The sequence below is a fragment of the Salmonella sp. GDC200615 genome (assembly GCF_050574145.1).
Taxonomy (GTDB): Bacteria; Pseudomonadota; Gammaproteobacteria; order Enterobacterales; family Enterobacteriaceae; genus Salmonella; species Salmonella enterica.
This window is the reverse complement of record NZ_CP192247.1, coordinates 3372771-3395561: the sequence shown is the minus strand read 5'-3', so window position 1 is coordinate 3395561 and position 22791 is coordinate 3372771. Positions and strand designations below refer to the sequence as shown.

General features: G+C 52.7%; 22 protein-coding genes, 1 other RNA gene and 1 pseudogene. 11 read left to right on the top strand and 13 right to left on the bottom strand.

Features of this window, described 5'->3' with window-relative positions; all coding sequences use genetic code 11:
- Nucleotides 1–37 precede the first annotated feature (37 nt).
- Both queC and ACQ29O_RS16410 read right to left on the bottom strand, forming a co-directional pair.
- On the bottom strand, nt 38–733 hold the full coding sequence (queC, locus tag ACQ29O_RS16415) for a 7-cyano-7-deazaguanine synthase QueC (RefSeq protein WP_000817201.1): 696 nt from the start codon (nt 731–733) through the stop codon (nt 38–40).
- A gap of 64 nt (nt 734–797) precedes the next feature.
- A complete protein-coding gene (locus ACQ29O_RS16410; protein ID WP_001238165.1) occupies nt 798–2498 on the bottom strand; it encodes an SgrR family transcriptional regulator in 1701 nt (566 codons plus the stop codon).
- Between the two features lie 100 nt (nt 2499–2598).
- Between ACQ29O_RS16410 and cof the strand changes: the two genes are divergently transcribed.
- A complete protein-coding gene (cof, locus tag ACQ29O_RS16405; RefSeq protein WP_000113030.1) occupies nt 2599–3417 on the top strand; it encodes an HMP-PP phosphatase in 819 nt (272 codons plus the stop codon).
- A 49-nt stretch (nt 3418–3466) separates the two neighbouring features.
- Here the strand turns inward: cof and cdsH are convergent, their stop codons facing one another.
- Entirely contained in the window at nt 3467–4522 is a 1056-nt protein-coding gene (cdsH, locus tag ACQ29O_RS16400) for a cysteine desulfhydrase (protein ID WP_000987847.1), read from the bottom strand.
- Nucleotides 4523–4634: 112 nt separating this feature from the next.
- On the opposite strand from cdsH, the gene decR reads away from it, so the two are divergent.
- The 3 genes from decR to ACQ29O_RS16385 are packed head-to-tail and all read left to right on the top strand — an operon-like array spanning nt 4635 to nt 8680.
- Nucleotides 4635–5093 carry a DNA-binding transcriptional regulator DecR gene (gene decR, locus ACQ29O_RS16395; RefSeq protein ID WP_000884593.1) on the top strand — a complete coding sequence of 153 codons (459 nt, stop codon included), beginning with the start codon at nt 4635–4637 and terminating at the stop codon, nt 5091–5093.
- Nucleotides 5094–5133: 40 nt separating this feature from the next.
- Complete coding sequence (locus tag ACQ29O_RS16390) at nt 5134–6906, top strand: SmdA family multidrug ABC transporter permease/ATP-binding protein (RefSeq protein ID WP_001235569.1); 1773 nt, start codon at nt 5134–5136, stop codon at nt 6904–6906.
- The gene (locus ACQ29O_RS16385) at nt 6899–8680 is read left to right on the top strand and encodes a SmdB family multidrug efflux ABC transporter permease/ATP-binding protein (protein ID WP_001256085.1); all 1782 of its coding nucleotides are present in this window, start codon (nt 6899–6901) and stop codon (nt 8678–8680) included. The genes ACQ29O_RS16390 and ACQ29O_RS16385 overlap by 8 nt, the downstream gene beginning before the upstream one ends.
- 31 nt (nt 8681–8711) lie before the next feature.
- Here ACQ29O_RS16385 and ACQ29O_RS16380 read toward each other — a convergent pair whose 3' ends face one another.
- Nucleotides 8712–8837: a hypothetical protein gene (locus ACQ29O_RS16380; protein ID WP_016712120.1), complete on the bottom strand. Its 126-nt coding sequence runs from the start codon at nt 8835–8837 to the stop codon at nt 8712–8714.
- Nucleotides 8838–8892: 55 nt separating this feature from the next.
- Here ACQ29O_RS16380 and glnK point away from each other — a divergent pair, with 55 nt between their 5' ends.
- Nucleotides 8893–9231, top strand: a complete 339-nt coding sequence (glnK, locus tag ACQ29O_RS16375) for a P-II family nitrogen regulator (RefSeq protein WP_000780341.1) — start codon at nt 8893–8895, stop codon at nt 9229–9231.
- 31 nt (nt 9232–9262) lie between these two features.
- Nucleotides 9263–10549 carry an ammonium transporter AmtB gene (amtB, locus tag ACQ29O_RS16370; protein WP_000684918.1) on the top strand — a complete coding sequence of 429 codons (1287 nt, stop codon included), beginning with the start codon at nt 9263–9265 and terminating at the stop codon, nt 10547–10549.
- 99 nt (nt 10550–10648) lie between these two features.
- Here the strand turns inward: amtB and tesB are convergent, their stop codons facing one another.
- Entirely contained in the window at nt 10649–11509 is an 861-nt protein-coding gene (gene tesB, locus ACQ29O_RS16365; RefSeq protein WP_000084173.1) for an acyl-CoA thioesterase II, read from the bottom strand.
- 214 nt (nt 11510–11723) lie between these two features.
- Here tesB and ACQ29O_RS16360 point away from each other — a divergent pair, with 214 nt between their 5' ends.
- Nucleotides 11724–12293 (top strand): YbaY family lipoprotein, encoded by a 570-nt coding sequence (locus ACQ29O_RS16360; RefSeq protein WP_000779802.1) that lies wholly within the window; start codon nt 11724–11726, stop codon nt 12291–12293.
- A gap of 32 nt (nt 12294–12325) precedes the next feature.
- On the opposite strand, the gene ACQ29O_RS16355 is transcribed toward ACQ29O_RS16360, so the two are convergent.
- Entirely contained in the window at nt 12326–12715 is a 390-nt protein-coding gene (locus tag ACQ29O_RS16355) for an MGMT family protein (protein ID WP_000961288.1), read from the bottom strand.
- Nucleotides 12716–12799: 84 nt separating this feature from the next.
- Here ACQ29O_RS16355 and ffs point away from each other — a divergent pair.
- An RNA gene (gene ffs, locus ACQ29O_RS16350) (signal recognition particle sRNA small type) lies at nt 12800–12896 on the top strand.
- Nucleotides 12897–12945: 49 nt separating this feature from the next.
- Here ffs and ACQ29O_RS16345 read toward each other — a convergent pair.
- A pseudogene (locus ACQ29O_RS16345) lies at nt 12946–14495 on the bottom strand (EAL domain-containing protein).
- A gap of 224 nt (nt 14496–14719) precedes the next feature.
- On the opposite strand from ACQ29O_RS16345, the gene ACQ29O_RS16340 reads away from it, so the two are divergent.
- On the top strand, nt 14720–14986 hold the full coding sequence (locus ACQ29O_RS16340; RefSeq protein ID WP_020937098.1) for a type B 50S ribosomal protein L31: 267 nt from the start codon (nt 14720–14722) through the stop codon (nt 14984–14986).
- Nucleotide 14987: 1 nt separating this feature from the next.
- Complete coding sequence (gene ykgO / locus ACQ29O_RS16335; protein ID WP_001197749.1) at nt 14988–15128, top strand: type B 50S ribosomal protein L36; 141 nt, start codon at nt 14988–14990, stop codon at nt 15126–15128.
- Nucleotides 15129–15183: 55 nt separating this feature from the next.
- Here ykgO and ACQ29O_RS16330 read toward each other — a convergent pair whose 3' ends face one another.
- The 6 genes from ACQ29O_RS16330 to acrA all read right to left on the bottom strand — a co-directional run bounded on the left by ACQ29O_RS16330 (nt 15184) and on the right by acrA (nt 21983).
- Complete coding sequence (locus ACQ29O_RS16330; RefSeq protein WP_000136183.1) at nt 15184–15654, bottom strand: YlaC family protein; 471 nt, start codon at nt 15652–15654, stop codon at nt 15184–15186.
- Nucleotides 15655–15771: 117 nt separating this feature from the next.
- Nucleotides 15772–16323 (bottom strand): maltose O-acetyltransferase, encoded by a 552-nt coding sequence (gene maa / locus ACQ29O_RS16325; RefSeq protein ID WP_001278793.1) that lies wholly within the window; start codon nt 16321–16323, stop codon nt 15772–15774.
- 178 nt (nt 16324–16501) lie between these two features.
- Nucleotides 16502–16720: an HHA domain-containing protein gene (locus tag ACQ29O_RS16320; protein WP_001280991.1), complete on the bottom strand. Its 219-nt coding sequence runs from the start codon at nt 16718–16720 to the stop codon at nt 16502–16504.
- A gap of 27 nt (nt 16721–16747) precedes the next feature.
- The gene (tomB, locus tag ACQ29O_RS16315) at nt 16748–17122 is read right to left on the bottom strand and encodes an Hha toxicity modulator TomB (protein WP_000344806.1); all 375 of its coding nucleotides are present in this window, start codon (nt 17120–17122) and stop codon (nt 16748–16750) included.
- A gap of 495 nt (nt 17123–17617) precedes the next feature.
- A complete protein-coding gene (acrB, locus tag ACQ29O_RS16310) occupies nt 17618–20767 on the bottom strand; it encodes an efflux RND transporter permease AcrB (RefSeq protein ID WP_020937097.1) in 3150 nt (1049 codons plus the stop codon).
- Nucleotides 20768–20789: 22 nt separating this feature from the next.
- On the bottom strand, nt 20790–21983 hold the full coding sequence (gene acrA, locus ACQ29O_RS16305; protein ID WP_020937096.1) for a multidrug efflux RND transporter periplasmic adaptor subunit AcrA: 1194 nt from the start codon (nt 21981–21983) through the stop codon (nt 20790–20792).
- Nucleotides 21984–22124: 141 nt separating this feature from the next.
- Here acrA and acrR point away from each other — a divergent pair, with 141 nt between their 5' ends.
- The gene (gene acrR, locus ACQ29O_RS16300; RefSeq protein ID WP_000101752.1) at nt 22125–22778 is read left to right on the top strand and encodes a multidrug efflux transporter transcriptional repressor AcrR; all 654 of its coding nucleotides are present in this window, start codon (nt 22125–22127) and stop codon (nt 22776–22778) included.
- Nucleotides 22779–22791: the final 13 nt, after the last annotated feature.

The following is a 22791-nucleotide window of genomic DNA, read 5'->3' as shown; positions in this document are numbered from 1 at the left end:
CCGGATAAGGTGCATGCGCCGCCATCCGGCAAAACAATCACCTTAACCCGGTTTTTTGCTTCATTGCCGCCATCACCGCCGCTTTATTCGACAGATAATGATTCAGGCCGTTAGCGCGCAGATTACAGGCCGCGCAATGACCACAGCCATCGCCTTTAATGCCGTTATAGCAGGTCAGCGTCTCTTCGCGAACCAAATCCAGTTGGCCCCAATAATCGGCCAGCGCCCAGGTTTCAGCTTTATCAATCCACATTAAGGGCGTTTCGAAACGGATATCTTTCGCCATGCCCAGATTCACCGCGTGATTCAGCGCTTTGACGAACTCATCGCGACAGTCTGGATAGCCGGAAAAATCGGTCTCGCAAACGCCAGTGATCACCGCTTCGGCTTTAACCTGATAAGCGTAAATCGCCGCCAGCGTCAGAAAGAGAATATTGCGTCCCGGTACGAAAGTATTGGGGATACCGTCAGCGTTCGGTTCATAGTCCGGCACCGGAATGCTATCCCGCGTCAGGCTGCTGACCGCCAGTTCGTTCAGCAAAGTGACATCCAGCACTTTATGCGCGCGTGCGCCAAGTTTTAACGCCAGCGCCCGCGCGACATCAATCTCTGCGCGGTGGCGCTGACCATAATCAAACGTGACACAATGCACTTCATCATACTGATGCCGCGCTTGCGCCAGACAAGTGGTGGAGTCCTGACCTCCACTAAATACAACAACGGCGCGTTTCATAGTTATCCTGATCAATGACGAAAGCCAATATGGTAACGCGTACGGATAATCCCGACCAGCTTCTTCACGGCGAAGGCGGCGGAAGCCAGGCTTCGCTAAATTCAAACCAGCCGCGAGGGGTGAGTCGAACGCCGTTAACGCCCGGTGGGGCGCTGATGCGATAGTGATAATTAAATAGTGGCGTAAGTGTGGCGTCATCCATCAGGTTAGCAAAAACTTGTTGTAGCGCGGCGCGGCGATCTTTTTCATTGGGCTGAATTTGCAGAGCGTCAAGCGTAGCCTGCAGATGGGAAAACGCAGGCGCGTCCAGGACATGTGACCAGATCTGATCGCAACGTAGCCACTGCTCCAGCGTATATTCCGGCGCTTCGCCGATCAGCCTGTCGCCCATCATCAGATCCGCTTGCGTCAACGCAGGGCAGTTATCCCAGTTTTTGGCATTATGAAAAATCAACGTTAACTCACAGCCGAGCGTCGCCAGGTAATGTCGAAGCTGTTCCGCCATCGTATGCAGCTCTACGGGAAGGTGATACGCCAGGGTAAGTTTTTTCGGCAATGGCGTTTCATCAACGTCCTGCCATTGCGGGATTGTCCAGCCGGGTAGCAGCCCCTGACTTGGCATAATCAAGTTCTCATCTACCGGTAAGGTTTTCAGCAGCGAAGTATGATGGATAATATGTATCAGACGCCGCGCCTGCTGTACGTTGAGCCGTGAGCCCTTTTTGAGGGTTAAATAACAAAAGCCAAGACTGATACCACTACTTACCTGACTCAGCGTCGCCAGCTCTTCCGGTTTGCCGATGGCAATCTGCACCGGATGGCGGCAACTGGTGCCCAGATCCTGGGCAAACAGTTGCGGGGTGATCCAGAATTCAATCGCTTTCAGCAGCGGATGGCTGAGGTGATAATGGTCATGACTTTCCAGACGCACCAGTTCCGGCGTGAACAACGCCAGGCGAAAAGGACCGGTGCCGATAAGCGGCAGGTCAGGATGCGCCAGACCGCTACAATAGCTCGCCAGACGATGCGCCAGCCAGTAATCAGGTCGGTGAAGGAGAAAGGTCAGGCACTGAGGATGCGTTACTTCGATCCGTGCGACGCTAATAAACAATTTGCTTAGCGCGGGTAGGGTAAGCAGCCTTTCCAGGCGTTCGTGTAGCTGCGCGGTATCCACCGCATCGCCATTATGCCAGTGCAGCGTGGAGCGAATATAAAAATCCCAGCGTAAACCGTCGGCGGAAACCTCCCAGTGATGCGCCAAATCCCCGCAAGGATATTGACTGTCGCGGTCGAAGCGCGTTAACCCGGAAAAAACTTGCCCTGCGAGATGCTGTTCCGCGCGGCCTGGCAGGAAACCCGGCTGCAGCGGATCAAGCGGACGATAGTAGGGAATACGCAATGTCGGCGTATCGTTTTGCCATTGGCCGCCCATAAAAGGCTGGAGCATCGCCCGTAACTCGCCCGGCGCCAGCTGCGCCAGTTCCAGTACGTTGAGCTGCTGCCCTTTTTCCAGCGCCTGTTCCATCATGGCGGTGCGGAGCGATTCCGGCGTGACCAGAAACTGGAGCCGTCCACGTTTCCCGCGCCCGGACTGCGCCTCCCATCTTAGCCAACCTGCCTGCTGGGCCTGACGCAGCAGCGTTCGCAGATGGCGCTCGCTACAAAAACAGCGTTCGGCCAGTTCGCTAACGGTGACATGTTGCGTTTCCCCGGCGGAAGGCTGCCAGAGGCGTTGATATTGATTAAGCCGATTCAGTAGCCTCATAGAAACCCGGAACACTTCCTTTTATCTGTTCACTATTACTTCCGTATATCTCAGGTAATACTGAACAACAAGTTAACCGCGTCACAGTGTGGAGAAAGAGATGGCCCGTCTGGCAGCATTTGATATGGATGGCACGTTATTAATGCCCGATCACCATTTGGGTAGAGAAACGATCGCCACGCTGGCGCGTCTGCGCGAACGCGATATCACCCTGACATTCGCTACGGGTCGTCATGTGCTGGAAATGCGGCATATTCTGGGGACGCTTTCACTGGATGCTTATCTTATTACCGGTAACGGGACGCGAATTCACTCGCTGGAAGGCGACGTGCTGCATCGTCAGGATCTCGATCCTCAGGTTGCCGATACGGTGATGCACCATGCCTGGGATACCCGAGCCAGTATGCATGTGTTTAATGACAACGGCTGGTTTACAGGCCAGGAGATCCCCGCGCTACTCCAGGCGCACGTCTACAGCGGCTTTCGTTATCAGGTTATCGATATAAAAAGTATTCCGGCCCATCAGGTGACGAAGATCTGTTTTTGCGGCGATCATGACGATCTGATCCGTTTGCGCATTCAGCTCAATGAGGCGCTGGAAGAACGCGCGCACCTCTGTTTCTCTGCCGTCGACTGCCTGGAAGTGCTACCGCTGGGGTGCAATAAAGGATCGGCGCTGGCGGTATTGAGCAACCATTTAGGGCTTTCACTGGCAGATTGCATGGCGTTTGGCGACGCGATGAACGATCGGGAAATGCTGGGCAGCGTCGGGCGGGGGCTCATTATGGGCAATGCCATGCCGCAGCTTATCGCCGCGCTGCCACACCTTTCGGTTATCGGACATTGTGGTAATCAAGCGGTATCACACTTTTTGACGCATTGGCTGGACAATCCGCATCTACCTTATTCCCCCGAATGAGAGATCTCTTCCAGCAAGCCAGACATTCAGTCTGGCTTTTTTTTGGTTTCTAGTCGCCGGTAAGTAATTTTGCGATGGCCGCTGACCACGGCGTCAAATCGCCGATATGGTCGCTAACCCAGGCCGGATGGTAATAGGTATCCAGATAGCGATCGCCGCTATCGCACAATAACGTCACGATAGCGCCGGTTTCTCCAGCCTCGCGCATCCGGGCCGCAAGCTGCAGCGCTCCCCACATATTCGTGCCGGTAGAGGCGCCGACTTTACGGCCTAGCTGCGTTTCCAGCCAGTGTGCGGTGGCAACGCTGGCGGCGTCCGGCACGCGCAGCATCTCATCCACGACATCCGGAATAAAAGAAGGCTCTACTCGCGGACGACCAATTCCTTCAATTTTACTGCCTACCGGGCTGCGTAATGAAGCGTCGCGATCCTGCCAGCAAGGTAAAAAGACGGAATTTTCCGGATCCACCACCATGAGCTGAGTATCATAGCCCTGGCAGCGAATATAGCGCCCAATCGTCGCAGAGGTTCCGCCCGTTCCGGCGCTCATGACGATAAATCGCGGTACCGGATGGGGTTCGTTGCGCATCTGGCGGAAAATACTGTCGGCAATATTATTGTTGCCCCGCCAGTCGGTAGCTCGTTCTGCGTAGGTAAACTGGTCCATATAGTGACCGTTCAGTTCATGCGCCAGCCGCTCGGAGGCGGCATAAATTTCGCAGGCGCTCTCCACAAAATGACAGTGGCCGCCGTAAAATTGAATCTGTTCGATTTTACGTTTTGCGGTACAGGCGGGCATGACGGCGATGAACGGCAGTCCCAGTAAACGCGCGAACCAGGCTTCGGAAATCGCCGTTGAGCCTGATGATGCTTCAATAATCGGAGTGCCTTCTTTAATCCAGCCATTGCACAACCCATAAAGGAACAGCGAGCGCGCCAGACGATGCTTGAGGCTACCGGTGGGATGCGTGCTTTCGTCTTTCAGGTAAAGCTGGATACCTGGAAATGCCGACAGGGGCAAACGAATAAGATGCGTATCCGCCGAGCGCTGGTGGTCAGCGTTAATTTCATTAATGGCATTTTTAACCCAATTGCTACTCATCATTAATATCCATTTATCATTTTGTGCCAAGGGTAGCGAAAAGTACGGAAAAAATTGTTGCTATTTGACCTTTAAATTACAATGTAAGGAGAAAAATATTCTCTATGGAGTGGGTATGTTAGATAAAATTGACCGTAAACTGCTTTGCTTATTGCAGCAGGACTGTACCCTCTCTTTGCAGGCGCTGGCGGATGCCGTTAATCTGACGACAACGCCTTGCTGGAAGCGGCTTAAACGCCTGGAAGATGACGGTATCCTGCTTGGCAGGGTCGCGCTGCTGGACCCGGAAAAACTGGGGCTGGGATTAACCGCTTTTGTGTTGATAAAAACGCAGCACCACAGCAGTGAATGGTACTGTCGGTTCGTGACCGTCGTCTCTGAGATGCCGGAAGTGCTTGGCTTCTGGCGGATGGCGGGGGAATACGACTATCTGATGCGAGTTCAGGTGGCCGACATGAAGCGGTATGACGACTTCTATAAACGTCTGGTCAATAGCGTCCCAGGACTGTCAGACGTCACCTCCAGTTTTGCGATGGAACAGATTAAGTACACCACCTCTCTGCCCATTGAATAATTCTCCCGGTATTGCCGGAAATCATATCAGGAAATAACGCGTGCGATTATTTGCTCAATTAAGCTGGTACTTTCGCCGGGAATGGCGTCGCTATCTTGGCGCGGTGGCCCTGCTTATGCTTATTGCGATGCTTCAGCTGATCCCGCCCAAAGTGGTGGGGATTGTCGTGGATGGCGTAACCGCACAGCATTTTACTCCAGGCCGAATAGCGATGTGGATTGGCACCATTGCCCTGATCGCCGTAGTGGTCTATTTGTTGCGCTATGTCTGGCGCGTGCTGCTGTTTGGCGCTTCTTATCAATTAGCCGTTGAACTGCGTGAAGATTATTATCGCCAGTTGAGTCGTCAGCATCCTGAATTTTATCAGCGCCATCGGACGGGCGATCTTATCGCGCGTGCGACGAATGATGTGGATCGCGTCGTATTTGCGGCGGGCGAGGGCGTTCTGACGCTGGTTGACTCGCTGGTAATGGGCTGCGCGGTACTGATTGTCATGTCGACGCAAATTAGCTGGCAGCTAACGCTATTAGCGCTGTTGCCGATGCCGATTATGGCGCTGATGATCAAACGTTACGGCGATCGGCTGCATGACTATTTCAAACTGGCGCAGGCCTCCTTCTCCGGCCTGAACGACCGCACGCAGGAGAGTCTGACCAGCATCCGTATGATCAAAGCGTTTGGTCTGGAGGACCGCCAGTCTTCGCTGTTTGCGGCGGATGCCGAAGATACCGGCAAGAAAAATATGCGCGTGGCGCGTATTGACGCGCGTTTTGATCCAACCATTTACATCGCCATTGGCATGGCGAACCTGCTCGCGATTAGCGGCGGAAGCTGGATGGTGGTTAACGGCAGCCTGACGCTGGGCGAACTCACCAGCTTTATGATGTATCTGGGGTTGATGATTTGGCCGATGCTGGCGCTGGCCTGGATGTTTAATATCGTGGAGCGGGGGAGCGCCGCTTACAGCCGCATCCGCGCCATGCTGGCGGAAGCGCCGGTAGTTAAGGATGGCGAAGAGCCGGTCCCGGCGGGGCGCGGCGAACTGACGGCGGCCATTCGTGAGTTTTGCTATCCGCAAACGACGCATCCGGCGCTGGAGAATGTGAACTTTCGTCTTAAACCGGGTCAGATGCTGGGGATATGCGGTCCGACCGGCGCGGGGAAAAGCACAATATTGTCGCTTATCCAGCGCCATTTTGATGTGACGCAGGGAGAGATCCGTTTCCATGACGTGCCGTTGACGCATCTGCAGCTGGATAGCTGGCGTAGCCGACTGGCGGTCGTCAGCCAGACGCCGTTTTTGTTCTCGGACTCTATTGCCAATAATATTGCGCTCGGACGCCCGGAGGCGACTCAGGAGGAGATTGAACAGGTGGCGCGTTTAGCCAGCGTACATGAGGATATTCTCCGTTTGCCTCAGGGCTACGACACGCAGGTAGGTGAACGTGGCGTCATGTTATCGGGAGGGCAAAAACAGCGTATCTCGATTGCCAGAGCGCTACTGTTAAATGCGGAAATTCTGCTTCTCGATGATGCGCTTTCTGCAGTAGATGGCCGCACGGAGCATCAGATTTTGCATAATTTGCGCCAGTGGGGCGAAGGGCGTACGGTCATCATCAGCGCGCATCGTTTATCCGCGCTGACCGACGCCAATGAAATTATCGTTATGCAACATGGTCATGTTGTTCAGCGCGGCGATCACGATCAACTGGCGCAGCAGATTGGCTGGTATCGCGATATGTATCGCTATCAGCAACTGGAGGCCGCTCTGGATGACGCGCCGGAACGCGGCGAGGAGGCGGTGAATGCGTAGTTTTGGACAGCTATGGCCGACGCTGAAACGGTTGCTGGCGTATGGCTCGCCATGGCGAAAACCGCTCTCTGTCGCGGTGATGATGCTGTGGATTGCGGCGGCGGCGGAGGTTAGCGGTCCGCTGCTGATCAGCTATTTCATTGATAACATGGTGGCCCGCCACCATTTACCGTTGGGCAAGGTCGCGGGGCTGGCGGCCGCCTATGTGGGGCTACAGTTTCTGGCGGCGGGTCTCCATTACGCCCAGTCTTTATTATTTAACCGGGCGGCCGTTGGCGTGGTTCAGTCCTTGCGCACGGACGTCATGGATGCCGCCTTGCGTCAGCCGCTAAGCGCCTTCGACACGCAGCCTGTCGGACAATTAATTTCACGCGTGACCAACGATACGGAAGTCATCCGCGATCTGTACGTCACGGTCGTCGCAACGGTATTACGTAGCGCGGCGTTGATCGGCGCCATGCTGGTCGCTATGTTCAGCCTTGACTGGCGGATGGCGCTGGTGGCGGTTTTGATTTTTCCGGCGGTGTTGACCGTGATGGTCATTTATCAGCGCTACAGCACGCCGATTGTACGCCGCGTGCGGGCATACCTGGCGGATATTAACGACGGCTTTAACGAAATCATCAATGGGATGAGCGTAATCCAGCAGTTTCGCCAGCAGGCGCGCTTCGGCGAACGCATGGGCGAGGCCAGCCGCTCGCACTACATGGCGCGGATGCAGACGCTGCGCTTGGACGGCTTTTTATTGCGTCCGCTGCTTAGCCTCTTTTCCGCGCTCATTTTATGCGGTTTGTTGATGCTTTTCAGCTTTACGTCTGTCGGCACGATTGAGGTCGGGGTGCTGTATGCGTTCATTAGCTATTTGTCACGTCTGAACGAGCCGCTCATTGAACTGACCACCCAGCAATCCATGCTACAGCAGGCGGTTGTGGCGGGAGAGCGTGTTTTTGAACTGATGGATCGCCCGCGCCAGCGCTATGGCAGCGACGACAGGCCGTTACAAAGCGGGGCGATTGATATTGATCATCTGTCGTTTGCTTACCGCGACGATAATCTTGTTTTACAGGACATTACGCTATCAGTACCGTCCCGTAGCTTTGTGGCGCTGGTGGGGCACACCGGCAGCGGGAAGAGCACGCTCGCCAGCTTATTAATGGGGTATTACCCCCTGACACAAGGCGAAATTCGGCTGGATGGGCGAGAAATCGCCTCTCTTAATCATCGCGTTTTACGCCAGGGCGTGGCGATGGTTCAACAGGACCCGGTAGTGATGGCGGATACCTTTCTGGCTAATGTGACGCTGGGGCGCGATGTCTCCGAGGCGCAGGTGTGGCAGGCGCTGGAAACGGTACAACTGGCAGATCTGGCGCGCGGCCTGAGCGACGGGCTGCATACGCATCTCGGCGAGCAGGGAAATACGCTGTCCGTCGGGCAAAAACAGCTATTGGCGCTGGCGCGCGTGCTGGTTGACGCCCCGCAAATATTAATTCTTGATGAAGCGACGGCCAGCATCGATTCCGGCACTGAGCAGGCGATACAGCAGGCGCTGGCGGCGATTCGCGAGCGCACCACGTTGGTGGTTATTGCCCATCGGCTATCGACAATCGTGGAGGCGGATACCATTCTGGTTCTCCATCGCGGCCAGGCGGTGGAGCGCGGGACGCATCAACAATTGCTGGCGGCGCAAGGGCGCTACTGGCAAATGTATCAATTACAGTTAGTTGGCGAGGAGTTAGCCGCCAGCGTACACGAAGAACCCGGCCCTGCGGCATAAGGTTTGGCACCACAGGGCAAAGCCTCGCCCATTATGCACCGTCGTGGTGCGTTTTTCTTTCCCTGCTTCGATTTTGGGGCGCGTCAATATAAAGACGCGCCGCTAACTGCGCTTTTCCTCGCTCGCCAGCTTCTGGCACATCCTTTGCAATATCCATTCTGAAGAGTCCATGCGCGGCGGCAGCCGTTACCTAATTCTGACTGGAGGGTTCTATGAAGCTGGTTACCGTGATTATCAAACCGTTCAAGCTGGAGGACGTGCGGGAGGCGCTTTCTTCCATTGGCATTCAGGGACTGACCGTCACCGAAGTGAAAGGGTTTGGCCGTCAGAAAGGACACGCCGAACTGTATCGCGGCGCGGAGTACAGCGTGAATTTCCTGCCGAAGGTCAAAATTGATGTGGCTATCGCCGACGACCAACTGGAAGAGGTGATCGATATCATCAGTAAAGCGGCTTACACCGGAAAAATTGGCGACGGCAAAATTTTCGTCGCGGAGCTCATGCGCGTTATTCGGATTCGTACCGGCGAAGCTGACGAAGCAGCGCTGTAAGACCCGCCACACAGCAACAGGAAATGAAAAAATGAAGATAGCGATGATAAAAACCACACTGGCTTCACTGGCGCTGCTGCCTGGGCTAACGATAGCCGCGCCGGCGGTTGCCGATAAAGCGGATAGTGCTTTTATGATGATTTGCACCGCGCTGGTGCTGTTCATGACGATACCGGGTATCGCGCTGTTTTACGGCGGATTAATTCGCGCCAAGAACGTGTTGTCAATGTTAACGCAAGTGACCGTCACCTTTGCGCTGGTCTGTATTTTATGGGTGGTGTACGGCTATTCGCTGGCTTTTGGCGAAGGGAATCATTTCTTCGGTAATACCGATGGGGCGATGTTGAAGAATATCGCGTTGACGGCGGTAACGGGGACGATTTATCAGTATATTCATGTCGCGTTTCAGGGATCTTTCGCCTGTATTACCGTCGGGCTGATTGTCGGCGCGCTGGCGGAGCGTATTCGTTTTTCGGCGGTGCTGATTTTTGTCGTGGTGTGGTTCACGCTCTCTTATATCCCGATTGCGCACATGGTGTGGGGCGGCGGCCTGCTGGCTGCTCACGGCGCGCTGGATTTTGCCGGTGGTACGGTGGTGCATATTAACGCCGCTATCGCCGGGCTGGTGGGGGCTTATTTAATTGGCAAACGCGTCGGCTTTGGGAAAGAATCATTTAAACCCCATAACCTGCCGATGGTCTTTACCGGTACTGCGATTCTGTATATCGGCTGGTTTGGGTTTAACGCGGGTTCTGCGGGTAGCGCAAACGAGATAGCAGCGCTGGCCTTTGTGAACACCGTGGTGGCGACCGCCGCCGCGATTCTGGGGTGGATTATCGGCGAGTGGACGCTACGCGGTAAGCCTTCCCTGCTGGGGGCGTGTTCCGGCGCGATTGCCGGTCTGGTCGGCGTGACGCCAGCCTGTGGCTATGTTGGCGTTGGCGGCGCGCTGGTTATCGGCGTTATTGCGGGTCTGGCGGGATTGTGGGGAGTCACCATGCTTAAACGTCTGTTACGGGTAGATGATCCGTGCGACGTATTTGGCGTTCACGGCGTTTGCGGAATAGTCGGCTGTATCCTGACCGGCGTTTTTGCCGCCAGTTCGCTGGGCGGCGTCGGCTTTGTCGACGGCGTTACGATGGGACATCAGGTGATGGTACAGCTGGAAAGTATTGCTATTACGGTCGTCTGGTCCGGCGTTGTCGCGTTTGTTGGTTACAAACTGGCGGATATCCTTGTTGGACTGCGTGTACCGGAAGAGCAGGAGCGCGAGGGGCTGGATGTGAACAGTCACGGCGAGAATGCGTATAACGCGTGATTGCGCAACATGCCTGATGGCGCTGCGCTTACCCAGTCTACCGTAGGCCGGATAAGCGCAGCGTCATCAGGCCATTAACGCCGCATAGCGGCACGTTTTTTAATTGTGATTGCACATTACCCCTTCCTGCACGGTTGAAGCGACCAGCGCGCCATCCTGAGTATAAAACTCGCCGCGAACAAAGCCCCGGGCGCTGGAGGCGGAAGTGTTCTCCACGCTATAAAGTAGCCATTCATTAAAATTGAACGGACGATGGAACCACATAGAGTGATCGATCGTGGCGATCTGAATGCCCTTTTCCAGAAAACCGATGCCGTGAGGCTGAAGCGCGACGGGAAGGAAATTCAGATCCGAGGCGTATCCCAGTAAATATTGATGGACGCGAATGTCATCCGGAACGGTGCCGTTGGCGCGAATCCATACCTGACGCACAGGCGCGGCGACGTGACCTTTCAACGGATTGTGAAATTCGACGGGACGAATTTCCAGCGGGCGATCGCAGAGAAACTTTTCTTTCAGAATCGGCGGCAGTAAATGCGCCAGCGATTGCGCGATTTCCGTTTCTGACGGTAGTCCTTCCGGCCCGACTGCTGTCGGCATGGTTTTTTGATGTTCAAAACCCGGTTCCGGCGCCTGGAATGAGGCGGTCATGTAAAAGATGGGTTTCCCGTTCTGAATTGCGGCAACGCGGCGGGCGCTGAAGCTATTCCCATCGCGCAGCACTTCTACGTCATAGATAATGGGTTTTTGGCTATCGCCTGGCCGCAGAAAATAACTGTGGAATGAATGCAGCAGTCGCGCTTCCGGCACCGTTTCTTTGGCGGCATAGAGCGCCTGGCCCACCACCTGACCGCCAAATACCTGGCGCAGCCCTAAGTCTTCACTTTGGCCCCGAAAGAGTCCTTCTTCAATTTTTTCCAGATTCAATAATGTCAGCAAATTATTCAGTGTCTGACTCATACATACTCTCCAGGTGACAACGATGCCGAAGCGAGGTAGGGCAGAGTATAACGCAATTTTGCAAGTGGTCCGATGGGTACAAAAGTCTGAATAACAGACCAATTCCAGGCAAAAATGAGTGACATGTGCCACACTTAATCACGTTATGTTTCTGTTAACCACTCTTCCGGCGGGGGGAAAGGCCTGCTGGTGCATTGATGATAAGGAGAATTGAATGAAACTCGTGCACATCGTAAGTGGTTTAGCGGTTGCGATATCTCTGGCGGCCTGCGCTGATAAAAGCGCTGATATCCAGACGCCTGCGCCAAACCCTAACATGTCGATTACAGCTAACCAGTCTACTATTCAGCAACCCAATGTTTCCGGTACCGTCTGGATCCGCCAGAAGGTCGCTCTGCCGCCAGATGCGGTGCTGACCGTGACGCTTTCAGATGCTTCGCTGGCTGATGCGCCGTCTAAGGTGCTGTCGCAAAAAGCGGTACGTACCGAAGGTAAACAGGCGCCTTTCAGTTTTGTGTTGCCGTTTAACCCATCAGATATTCAACCTAACGCGCGTATTCTCCTGAGCGCGGCCATCACCGTTGACAATAAGCTGGTATTTATTACCGATAGCGTGAAACCGGTGATTAACAATGGCGGCACTAAAGCGGATCTGACGCTGGTACCGGTACAGCAAACGGCGGTGCCTGTGCAGGCCAGCGGTGGTGCGACGACGACGGTTCCATCGACTTCGCCGACCCAGGTCAATCCGTCTTCTGCCGTTCCTGCGCCTACCCAGTATTAATCCTGCGCCAACCCTCTCCGTTACGGAGAGGGTTAATACACCCAGCGATAGCGTTGTAAATCGATTTGTCCGCTTCCCGACACCACTACGCCTTCCGCCAGTAATGCCTGACGTTGCCGCTGTAGATCCGGCCCGGTAAGTGATATTGCGCCCTGGCGGTTCACCACCCGATGCCATGGTAAAGTGCTGCCTTCCGGCAGACGTTTTAAAACTCCGCCGACCTGACGCGCTGCCCGAGGGGAACCGGCAAGCCGGGCGACATCGCCGTAGGTCGTGACAAACCCTTTCGGGATCGAAGCGACGATTTGCCAGACGCGTTGAGGAAATGTGTCCTGAATATCCATAATAGAATCCTGCGTTAATGCTTCAGGATAATCTGGAATAAGGGGGGAGGAAAGCCCGGATGCGCAAGAAACCAGCATCCGATGCCTGATGGGTTGCAATTGCACGATATAGCAGTGATAATGCGCCTGCGCGTTGGTTCACAACGCTCTCAATGGGGGCTCTGTTGGTTCTCCCGCAACGCTACTCTGTTTACCAGGTCAGGTCCGGAAGGAAGCAGCCAAGGCAGATGACGCGTGTGCCGGGATGTAGCTGGCAGGGCCCCCACCCATTTGTGCCTCTCCACACTGTTCTTTTCTGCTGTGCGACGTTATAGCCGCTGTTCCGCCCAAAGAATAAATGCCGTAGCGGGTAGGGGCTTACTGTATAACCAGCCCTGACCATAATGTACGCCATGCTGGCGTAGCCACTGTTCTTGCCTGGTCGTTTCGATGCCTTCTGCGACCATCTTAAGTTTGAGCGTTTTCGCCATTTCAATAATATGCGGCGTGACGTTTTATATTCCAGCGCATCGACAAAAGATTTATCAATTTTAAGGACATCCACATCCAGATTTTGTAAGTAGCTGAGGCTGGAATAGCCGGTGCCAAAGTCATCAATATAAATTGAATGTCCCGCGTTACGGTATCTGGCGACAATTGGCGCGCTGGTTTTCGGATCGGCGAACTCGCGTTCCGTTAACTCAAGCGCGATTTGCGACGGAGAAATTTGGCTACGGTTCAGCAGCGTGCTTAACAGCGTCGGCAACGTTTCCGACGCCAGATCGGATGCCTCAAGATTGATTGAAATATGTTGTTCGGGATGGGACTTTAACCAACTCCCCATGTCTTCAAAAACGGTGTCGATGATTAGCCGGGTTAGCGGCTCCGTGAGCCCGGTTTGTTCAGCCAGCGCGATAAAAATTTCCGGCGAAAGGAAAGTGCCGTCCGCCTGTTGCCAGCGAGCTAAGGCTTCGGCACCGACAATTTTTCCGCTGCTCAGGGAGACAATAGGCTGATAGTGTACGTTAATTTCGCGATTGTCTATCGCATCCTGGAGACGGTGGCGGGGCGACTGTAGCCGACGCAAAATACGCAGAATAAAGGCCGCGGCCAGCAGACCCGTTACGATGCCCGCCGGTAGCCAGATAAACGCCTGTCGATACCAGCTCCTTTCCAGCGGAGCGGTCGGTGCCCAGCTTACGATAGTAATGCCCATTTCCGGAAAGGGGTGGATAGCATACTGAATGCCTCGGTTTTCCAGCCGCAGGGGCGTCTCATGGTGAATGAGCGGAAGAATAGCGGGGTCAAGGTTACCGCTGCTGGCAACCACAGTATTGCGTTCCCGGCCAATAATAGCGACGTCAATCGGCCATGCGCCAAACGGAATCACATCGATAAAGGACGCCGGGTCGATCATCACGATATAGCTGTCGCTCCCGAGTGCCGCCATATAGCGTTTTATACCCAGATCGTTTTGCGCCGTAAACCAGGCGCGATAACCGTCGCGAGTGATTTTCATGGGCGGAGGGAAAGCGGGAATATGGCTCTCTTTTTCAAGTGAGGAGCAAACGGGAATCGAATTTTTAAGATACAGAACTTCCTGGACATACCGAAAGCTATAAGACACGCGGCGCATGGCGAGTAAATGGGCGCTGCTGCAGGGCTCGCCTTTAAAGGAGGCAATATGCGTTAACGCGGCTTTTGCCTGGTCACTGACCCTTTCTGTACGTAGCGCCACCCGGGACGAGAAGATATCCAGCTCTTCGTTAAACCTTTTTTCAACTTGACGGTGCGCCAGCCACAGGCTCAATCCTATCGGGAAAAGGACAGACAGGATAAGCACTCCCGTTACCAGGCTGACCAGATGTCGTGTTGTCACAGTGATGTCCTTATAAACACAGCGTAGAGAAAGTATATCCGATCGTAAATCGCGCCCTTGAATGATAAAGCTATTTTATCGATTTTACAGATACAGGGGCCAGACTAACGCGTTACGCCACGTTGCTTTTGCCGCCAGGAAGAGATCGTGAATGTTTACCGGTTGAAAAAGGAGCATTGATAGCGTATTTTATTGTTATGTTATAACATAATTGAGAGAGCGCAATGAAACCTGATATTCATCCTGTATACCGCACCGTCGTATTTCACGACACCAGCGCAAATGAATATGTGAAAGTGGGATCAACTATCAAAACTGAACGTGAAATCGAACTGGGCGGCGTGACATATCCGTATGTCACTATTGATGTGTCATCAAAATCGCATCCTTTTTATACCGGTAGACAGAAAACGTTTGATAGCGAAAGTAGCGCCGCACGCTTCCAGAAACGTTTTGGTCATTTTATCGGCGCTAAACGGGGGGGTAAATGAAATGCAGGTGTTAAACTCACTTCGCAATGCAAAACAACGGCATCCGGATTGCCAGATAGTCAAACGCAAAGGACGCTTATACGTGATTTGTAAAACAAATCCGCGTTTTAAGGCGGTTCAGGGGCGTAAAAAAAGACGTTAAAAAACCAACGGTTCAGGGAAAGCAGTGCGTACCAGGGAGGGGGCGCACTTTTTTATTACCGGCTGGCTTCTGCGCGGGCCAGCGTAAAAATATCGTAGAAGGAAAGTTCGCCCTTACGGGCAACCATTTTTTGCAGCTGGACTTTATGTTCATTATCCACCTGTGGAGACTGAAGAATCGTCTCAATGAGCGTGGGGGGAACAAAGCGGGTGTTGTACCATTCGCCGTTGTAACAGACCCGGAGGTCCAGCACATCGATGTCGTTATAGTGATAACGCGGGGCGATGTCGAAAAAGAAGAAGCCATTAAATGCGATAAATAACACCACTAACAGCCACACTGACCCCACCAGCGTTTCTGATTGCAGCATGACCGCCAGCGTCGCAAACCAGGCTGCATACATCGCGATAAATAACCCAGGATGCTTGCGGATAAAACTGATACTAAAACGCGGCCTGTTATCGCGTTTTTCACGGACGTTTAAGTCATCAATAGTTTCGCTAAGCAGGCGCTGTATCTCTGTCATCTTTTGCCTTCATGATTTCTGCGACATAGGGGGTAGTAACAGCCCATTTTAAAGGGAGGTGTAACGTGAAAAAAGTAACAGATTAACCACGAATTAGCATAACAGTTATCATTTGAACTACAATTTTTTAATGATTCGCGCCGGATTTCCGCCTACCACGACGTCTGGCGGTACGTTTTTTGTCACCACAGCGCCTGAAGCGACGACGACGTTATCGCCGATGGTTACGCCAGGATTAACGACGGCTCGTCCGCCTATCCAGACGTTATTTCCGATAGTGACGGGTTTACCTAATTCTCTGCCGCTGTTGCGTTCGACGGCGTCCAGCGGGTGCGTGGCGGTATAGATATGTACCCCTGGCGCGAGCATACAATTATCGCCAATATGAATAGGGCAAACATCAAGCATGACGCAGTCGAAGTTAGCGTAAAAGGAGTGACCAAGAAAAATATTATAGCCGTAGTCGCAACGGAAGGAAGGTTCAATATAGGCGTCTTCGCATCGACCCAACAGGTCGCGTAAAATCGCCTGACGCTTATTTATTTCATCAGGCGTAGTATAATTGTATTGATGGATGAGTTGACGCGCCCGCAGTCGATCCTGGCATAAAGTTTCATCGGTCGGGCAATACAGTGCCCCAGCGATCATTTTTTGTTTTTCGTCACTCATCGCGCGCTCCCCTTGGTGGATATTATCGCAATAGAAGCAATAATAAAGTATTAGAGGGAACGTTCCCTGCTATTGCTATGTGATTTATATCACTGTTCTATAATAGCCCGTTGTGTTATTAGCCAGAACGAGGAGGCAGATAACACCTGCGTGTTCTCTAAAAAGTAATGTAGCGTGATTAACGAATGAATTTCCATACTGAAGAGGGGATCTTGTCGTAGAGTTTGTTCATCGTCAATTCTGCAAGACGGTGATCCGCAGCTGAGTAAAATACAGCCAGCTCATTGTCGGACAATTCATATTTATTTTTCTCAATGACGCGCTCCAGAGTGTCAATTGTCTGACAGCGCCGTAAACGCATCAAATAATCAGTTTTAGTTAATGGTTTATCAGACATAAATTCTACCTATGATTGTAATAATTTTTAACAAGACAAACTAACAGGATTGGCCTTGGTGGCGTTGACGAAACAACGGAACAGGCGGTTGCCCGATTTACGCCATTTTTGCAAATCCTGCGTATTAATACCATAGCTGCTGAACAACATAAAGGTGTCGTCCAGGTATTCATCTATCTGCGCAATCAATTTATTGTCTTCATTGTACTTAATTTTATAATTAAGCGCGAAAGTTGCAATATGCTCTATCAGCTCATTGAGCTGCAGGTTGACTGCTGAGGTCGGGTCATTAACCCAGCCATGGTTGCTTTCTTCAAGGTTTGCAAGACAGTCATGATACAGGGTTTCGCAAAGAAATTTAAGCTGTGCTATATCATGTCTTTTGGGTGAGTATTCGTCCATAATGCATCCCCTTTTTAGTGGCTTAAACTAACCGAACACCTTCGGGATGGATACAACTAACTAACCTGGTACTTCCCACGTCACCTTATGATTTAACTATAATCTACTCTAAAAAACTTTTCATCGTCATATTACGAAAAATTACAATTGCGTGAAAGCCGCGTGTTGCCATACTTTTTCGAATTTTAACAGTGATCGTCGGTCGCCTAAAAAGGAACCAGTTTTATTGTTTGTGTAATCATTGGGTTAACGTTTTTTAGCTTTTCAGGCTAAAACAATAGACTCTGACAGGAGAAAATAGCCAGGAATATTCTTAATATTTCTTAATTAATGGCTGAATTAAGAAATGGCCAACTTTCCTAAGAAAAGCCTTTAACGCAGTAAGGATTATACCTTTTATTAATATGGCAAAAAATAATCAATCTAACAATAAGCGTATTTTATGATTTTTGCGTAAAAAAGGCCGCTTGCGCGGCCTTATCAACAGTGAGCAAATCAGCGATGTTCTGTCGAATGACTATGCTCAATATCTTCGCTTTTACGGCTAAAGCGGCGGCGTACCACCACGAAGAAGACCGGTACGAAGAAAATAGCCAGTACGGTTGCCGTTACCATCCCGCCCAGTACGCCAGTACCTACCGCATTCTGCGCGCCGGAACCCGCGCCGGAACTGATAACCAGCGGCATAACCCCCAGCATGAACGCTAACGAGGTCATCAGAATCGGGCGCAAACGCATCCGAACGGCCTCCAGCGTCGCTTCTACCAGACCTTTCCCTTCTTTATCCATTAAGTCTTTGGCGAATTCGACGATAAGTATCGCGTTCTTCGCCGACAACCCAATGGTTGTGAGCAGGCCCACCTGGAAGTAAACGTCGTTAGTCAGTCCGCGGAAGGTCGCAGCCAGCAGCGCGCCGATAACCCCAAGCGGAACAACCAGCATTACGGAGAACGGGATAGACCAGCTCTCATACAATGCCGCCAGACACAGGAAGACGACGATCAGCGAGATAGCATACAGGGCAGGGGCCTGGTTGCCGGACAACCGCTCCTGGTAGGACATCCCGGTCCAGTCATATCCAATGCCTGACGGCAGCTTGCTGGCCAGTTCCTCCATCATCGCCATCGCTTCACCAGTACTCTTGCCTGGCGCCGCCTGACCCAGAATTTCCATCGAAGGCAGACCGTTATAGCGTTCCAGACGCGGCGAACCATATTCCCAGCGGGAAGAGGAGAATGCGGAGAACGGCACCATCTGACCATCGCTACCACGAACGTACCAGTCGTTAATATCATCCGGCAACATGCGGTATTTCGCTTCGGACATCACGTAAACTTTCTTCACACGACCGCGATCGATAAAGTCGTTTACATAGCTGCCGCCCCATGCTGCGCCCAGTGTGGTATTAATGTCGCTAATAGACACGCCCAGCGCCTGAGCTTTTTCCTGGTCGATATCGATTTTAAACTGCGGCGTATCTTCCAGACCGTTAGGTCGAACGCCGACCAGCAGATCAGGATATTTCGCCACCTCGCCGAACAACTGATTACGTGCCTGGGTGAGTTTTTCATGACCAAGTCCCGCCTGGTCAATCAACTCGAAGTCAAACCCGGTTGCGGTGCCCAGTTCAACAATCGCCGGTAGGTTAAAGGCGAAGACCATCGCATCTTTAATTTGTGAAAACGCTGCGGTTGCCCGCTGGGTAATCGCTTCAACCTTGTTTTTTTCGCCTGGACGATCGGCCCAGTCTTTCAACGACACGAATGCAATACCGGTATTCTGACCGCGCCCTGCAAAACCGAAGCCGTTGACGGCGAATACCGATTCAACGTTGGCTTTCTCTTTGTTCAGATAGTAATCCGTGACCTCATCCAGCACTTTTTGCGTGCGCTCTTGCGTCGCGCCGGCGGGGAGCTGGACCATTGTCAGGAATACGCCCTGGTCTTCATCCGGCAAGAAAGAGCTTGGCAGACGAACGAACAGATAAGCCATACCGACGACGATAATGAGATAGAGCAGCAGATAACGCCCGGTGCTGCGCAGAATATTGCCTACGCTATCGGTGTAGTGATGCGTGCTCTTATCAAACAGGCGGTTAAACCAGCCGAAAAAGCCTTTTTTCCCTTCGCCATGATCGCCTTTGGCGACGGGTTTGAGCATCGTCGCGCACAGCGCAGGCGTCAGGATCAGCGCGACCAGCACCGACAGCGCCATCGCCGATACGATGGTGATAGAGAACTGACGATAAATTGCCCCGGTTGAGCCGCCAAAGAAGGCCATCGGAATAAATACCGCCGACAGTACCATCGCGATACCCACCAATGCGCCCTGAATCTGGCCCATGGATTTGCGCGTCGCTTCCTTCGGCGGAAGGCCTTCTTCCGTCATAACACGTTCGACGTTCTCGACCACCACGATGGCGTCATCCACCAGCAAGCCGATGGCGAGCACCATCCCGAACATCGTCAGCGTGTTTATCGAGAAACCGAATGCCGCAAGCACGGCAAAGGTTCCCAACAACACCACCGGAACCGCAATAGTCGGAATCAACGTCGCGCGGAAGTTCTGCAGGAACAGGTACATCACCAGGAACACGAGGATAATCGCTTCGACCAGCGTTTTTACCACTTCATGAATAGAGATCTTCACGAACGGCGTGGTGTCATACGGGTAGACGATTTTCATCCCTGGCGGGAAGAACGGTTCCATTTTTTTCAGTTCGGCGCGAATAGCGGTAGCGGTATCCAGCGCGTTGGCGCCGGTAGCCAGTTTGATGCCAAGACCTGACGCTGGCTGACCGTTAAATTTCGCGATGACGTCGTAGTTCTCGCCGCCAAGCTCAATTTTCGCTACATCCCGCAGACGAACCTGGGAGCCATCCTGATTCACTTTCAGCAGGATTTTGCCAAACTCATCCGTTGAGGTCAGACGCGTTTGGGCAATAATCGATGCGTTAAGCTGCTGGCCTTTTACCGGCGGCGTACCACCGAGCTGACCTGCCGCGACCTGGGCGTTCTGCGCTTTGATCGCGTTAATCACGTCGGCCGGCGTCAGTTGGTATTTGGTCAGCTCTGTCGGATTCATCCAGATACGCATCGCATACTGCGAACCAAACAGCTGAACGTCGCCCACCCCAGAGGTACGGCTGATCGGATCTTTCATATTGGCGGCAACGTAATCCGAAATATCCTCCTGGGTCATGGTGCCGTCGGTGTTAATGACGCCCACTACCATCAGGAAGCTACTTGAGGACTTCTCAACGCTCACGCCCTGTTGCTGTACTTCCTGGGGAAGTAAAGGCATTGCCAGTTGCAACTTGTTCTGAACCTGAACCTGCGCGATATCCGCATCGGTGCCGGATTCAAAGGTCAGCGTGATCTGCACGGTCCCCGTGGAGTCACTGTTGGAGGACATATACATCAGGTTATCGATACCGTTCATATTCTGTTCGATAACCTGCGTGACGGTATCCTGTACCGTTTTCGCATCAGCGCCAGGGTAGGTTGCGGAGATCGTCACTGCTGGTGGCGCAATCGTCGGATATTGCGCTACCGGCAATTTGAGGATCGCGAGCCCCCCTGCCAACATGATGATGATGGCGATCACCCACGCAAATATAGGGCGATCGATAAAGAAATTAGGCATGTCTTAACGGCTCCTGTTTAAGTTAAGACCTGGGCTGAGCAGGTTGATCACCGCTTGCGGCTTGCTGTTTGTTATCCGCGGTAATTTCCTGCACTTTAACCTGTGCGCCAGGACGTACTTTTTGCAGCCCGCTGACGACTACGCGGTCGCCCGCTTTCAACCCGTCAGTCACCAGCCACTTATCGCCGATCGCCTGGCTTGCGACGATTTGGCGGGTTTCCACTTTGTTATCAGCGCCAACCACCAGCACCGTGGCATCGCCGCGTGGAGTACGGGTAACGCCCTGTTGTGGAACTAGTAATGCCGTCGGTTTTGTCCCTTCCTGCAGACGTGCGCGAACGAACATTCCTGGCAATAAGATGTGATCCGGGTTAGGGAAGATGGCGCGCAAAGTAATAGACCCGGTGGTTTGGTCAACGGTCACGTCGGAGAACTCAAGCGTACCGGACTGCGGGAATTTGATACCGTCGCTGGTCACCAGATCGACCTTCGCTTTGCCGTTTTCCTGTTTCAGCGAACCATTTGCCAGCTCCTGCTTCAGGCGCAGGAAGTCATTGCTGGACTGGGTCACATCGACATAAATAGGGTCCAGCTGCTGCACTGTCGCCAGCGCCGACGCCTGACCGTTCTGTACCAGCGCGCCTTCCGTTACGGACGACTTACCAATACGACCGCTAATCGGCGAGGTGACTTTGGTATACGCCAGGTTGATACGTGCGGTTTCAACGGCGGCTTTTGCTGCGACAACGGCGGCAGTCGCTTGTTGCGCGTCAGCCAGCGCCTGATCGTATTCCTGCTTACTGATGTACTGCGTACCCAGCAGCTTTTGATAACGCTTCACCGTCAGTTCAGCGATATTCGCGGCGGCCTGCGCTTTTGCCAGATCGCCCTTAGCGCTGTCGTAAGTCGCCTGGTAGGTCGCAGGATCAATCTGATAGAGAGAGACTCCCGCTTCGATATCACTTCCCTCAACGAAATTACGCTTCAGGATAATGCCGCTTACCTGTGGGCGAACTTCGGCGATACGGTAAGCAACGGTACGACCCGGAAGTTCAGTTGTGATTTGCAGTGGTTCCGTTTTTAGTGTGACAACTCCAACTTCTGGCATCTGCTGGCCGCCTTGCTGGTCCTGTTTGTCGTCACATCCTGTTAGCGCTAAGCTGCCTGAGAGCATCAGAACGACCGCCAGAGGCGTTAACCCTCTGTTTTTGTTCATATGTAAACCTCGAGTGTCCGATTTCAAATTGGTCAATGGTCAAAGGTCCTTAAACCCATTGCTGCGTTTATATTATCGTCGTGCTATGGTACATACATCCATAAATGTATGTAAATCTAACGCCTGTAAATTCACCGACATATGGCACGAAAAACCAAACAACAAGCGCTGGAGACACGACAACACATCCTGGATGTGGCCCTGCGTTTGTTCTCGCAGCAAGGCGTATCAGCAACCTCGCTGGCGGAGATTGCGAACGCTGCTGGCGTGACGCGCGGCGCAATCTATTGGCATTTCAAAAATAAGTCGGATTTATTCAGTGAGATCTGGGAGCTATCAGAATCCAATATTGGTGAGCTTGAGATTGAGTATCAGGCAAAATTCCCCGACGATCCACTATCTGTATTAAGAGAAATTTTAGTTCATATTCTTGAAGCTACTGTAACAGAAGAACGACGCCGCTTATTGATGGAGATTATATTCCATAAATGTGAGTTTGTCGGAGAAATGGTTGTGGTTCAACAGGCGCAACGTAGCCTTTGTCTGGAAAGTTACGATCGGATTGAACAAACGTTAAAACATTGTATTAATGCTAAAATGCTGCCTGAAAATCTGCTGACTCGTCGTGCGGCGATACTGATGCGCTGCTTTATTTCAGGGCTCATGGAAAACTGGTTATTTGCTCCGCAATCGTTTGATTTAAAAAAAGAAGCTCGCGCCTACGTCACGATCCTGCTGGAGATGTATCAATTGTGTCCGACGCTGCGCGCGTCGACGTTCAACGGCTCCCCCTGATAATATTCCAGGA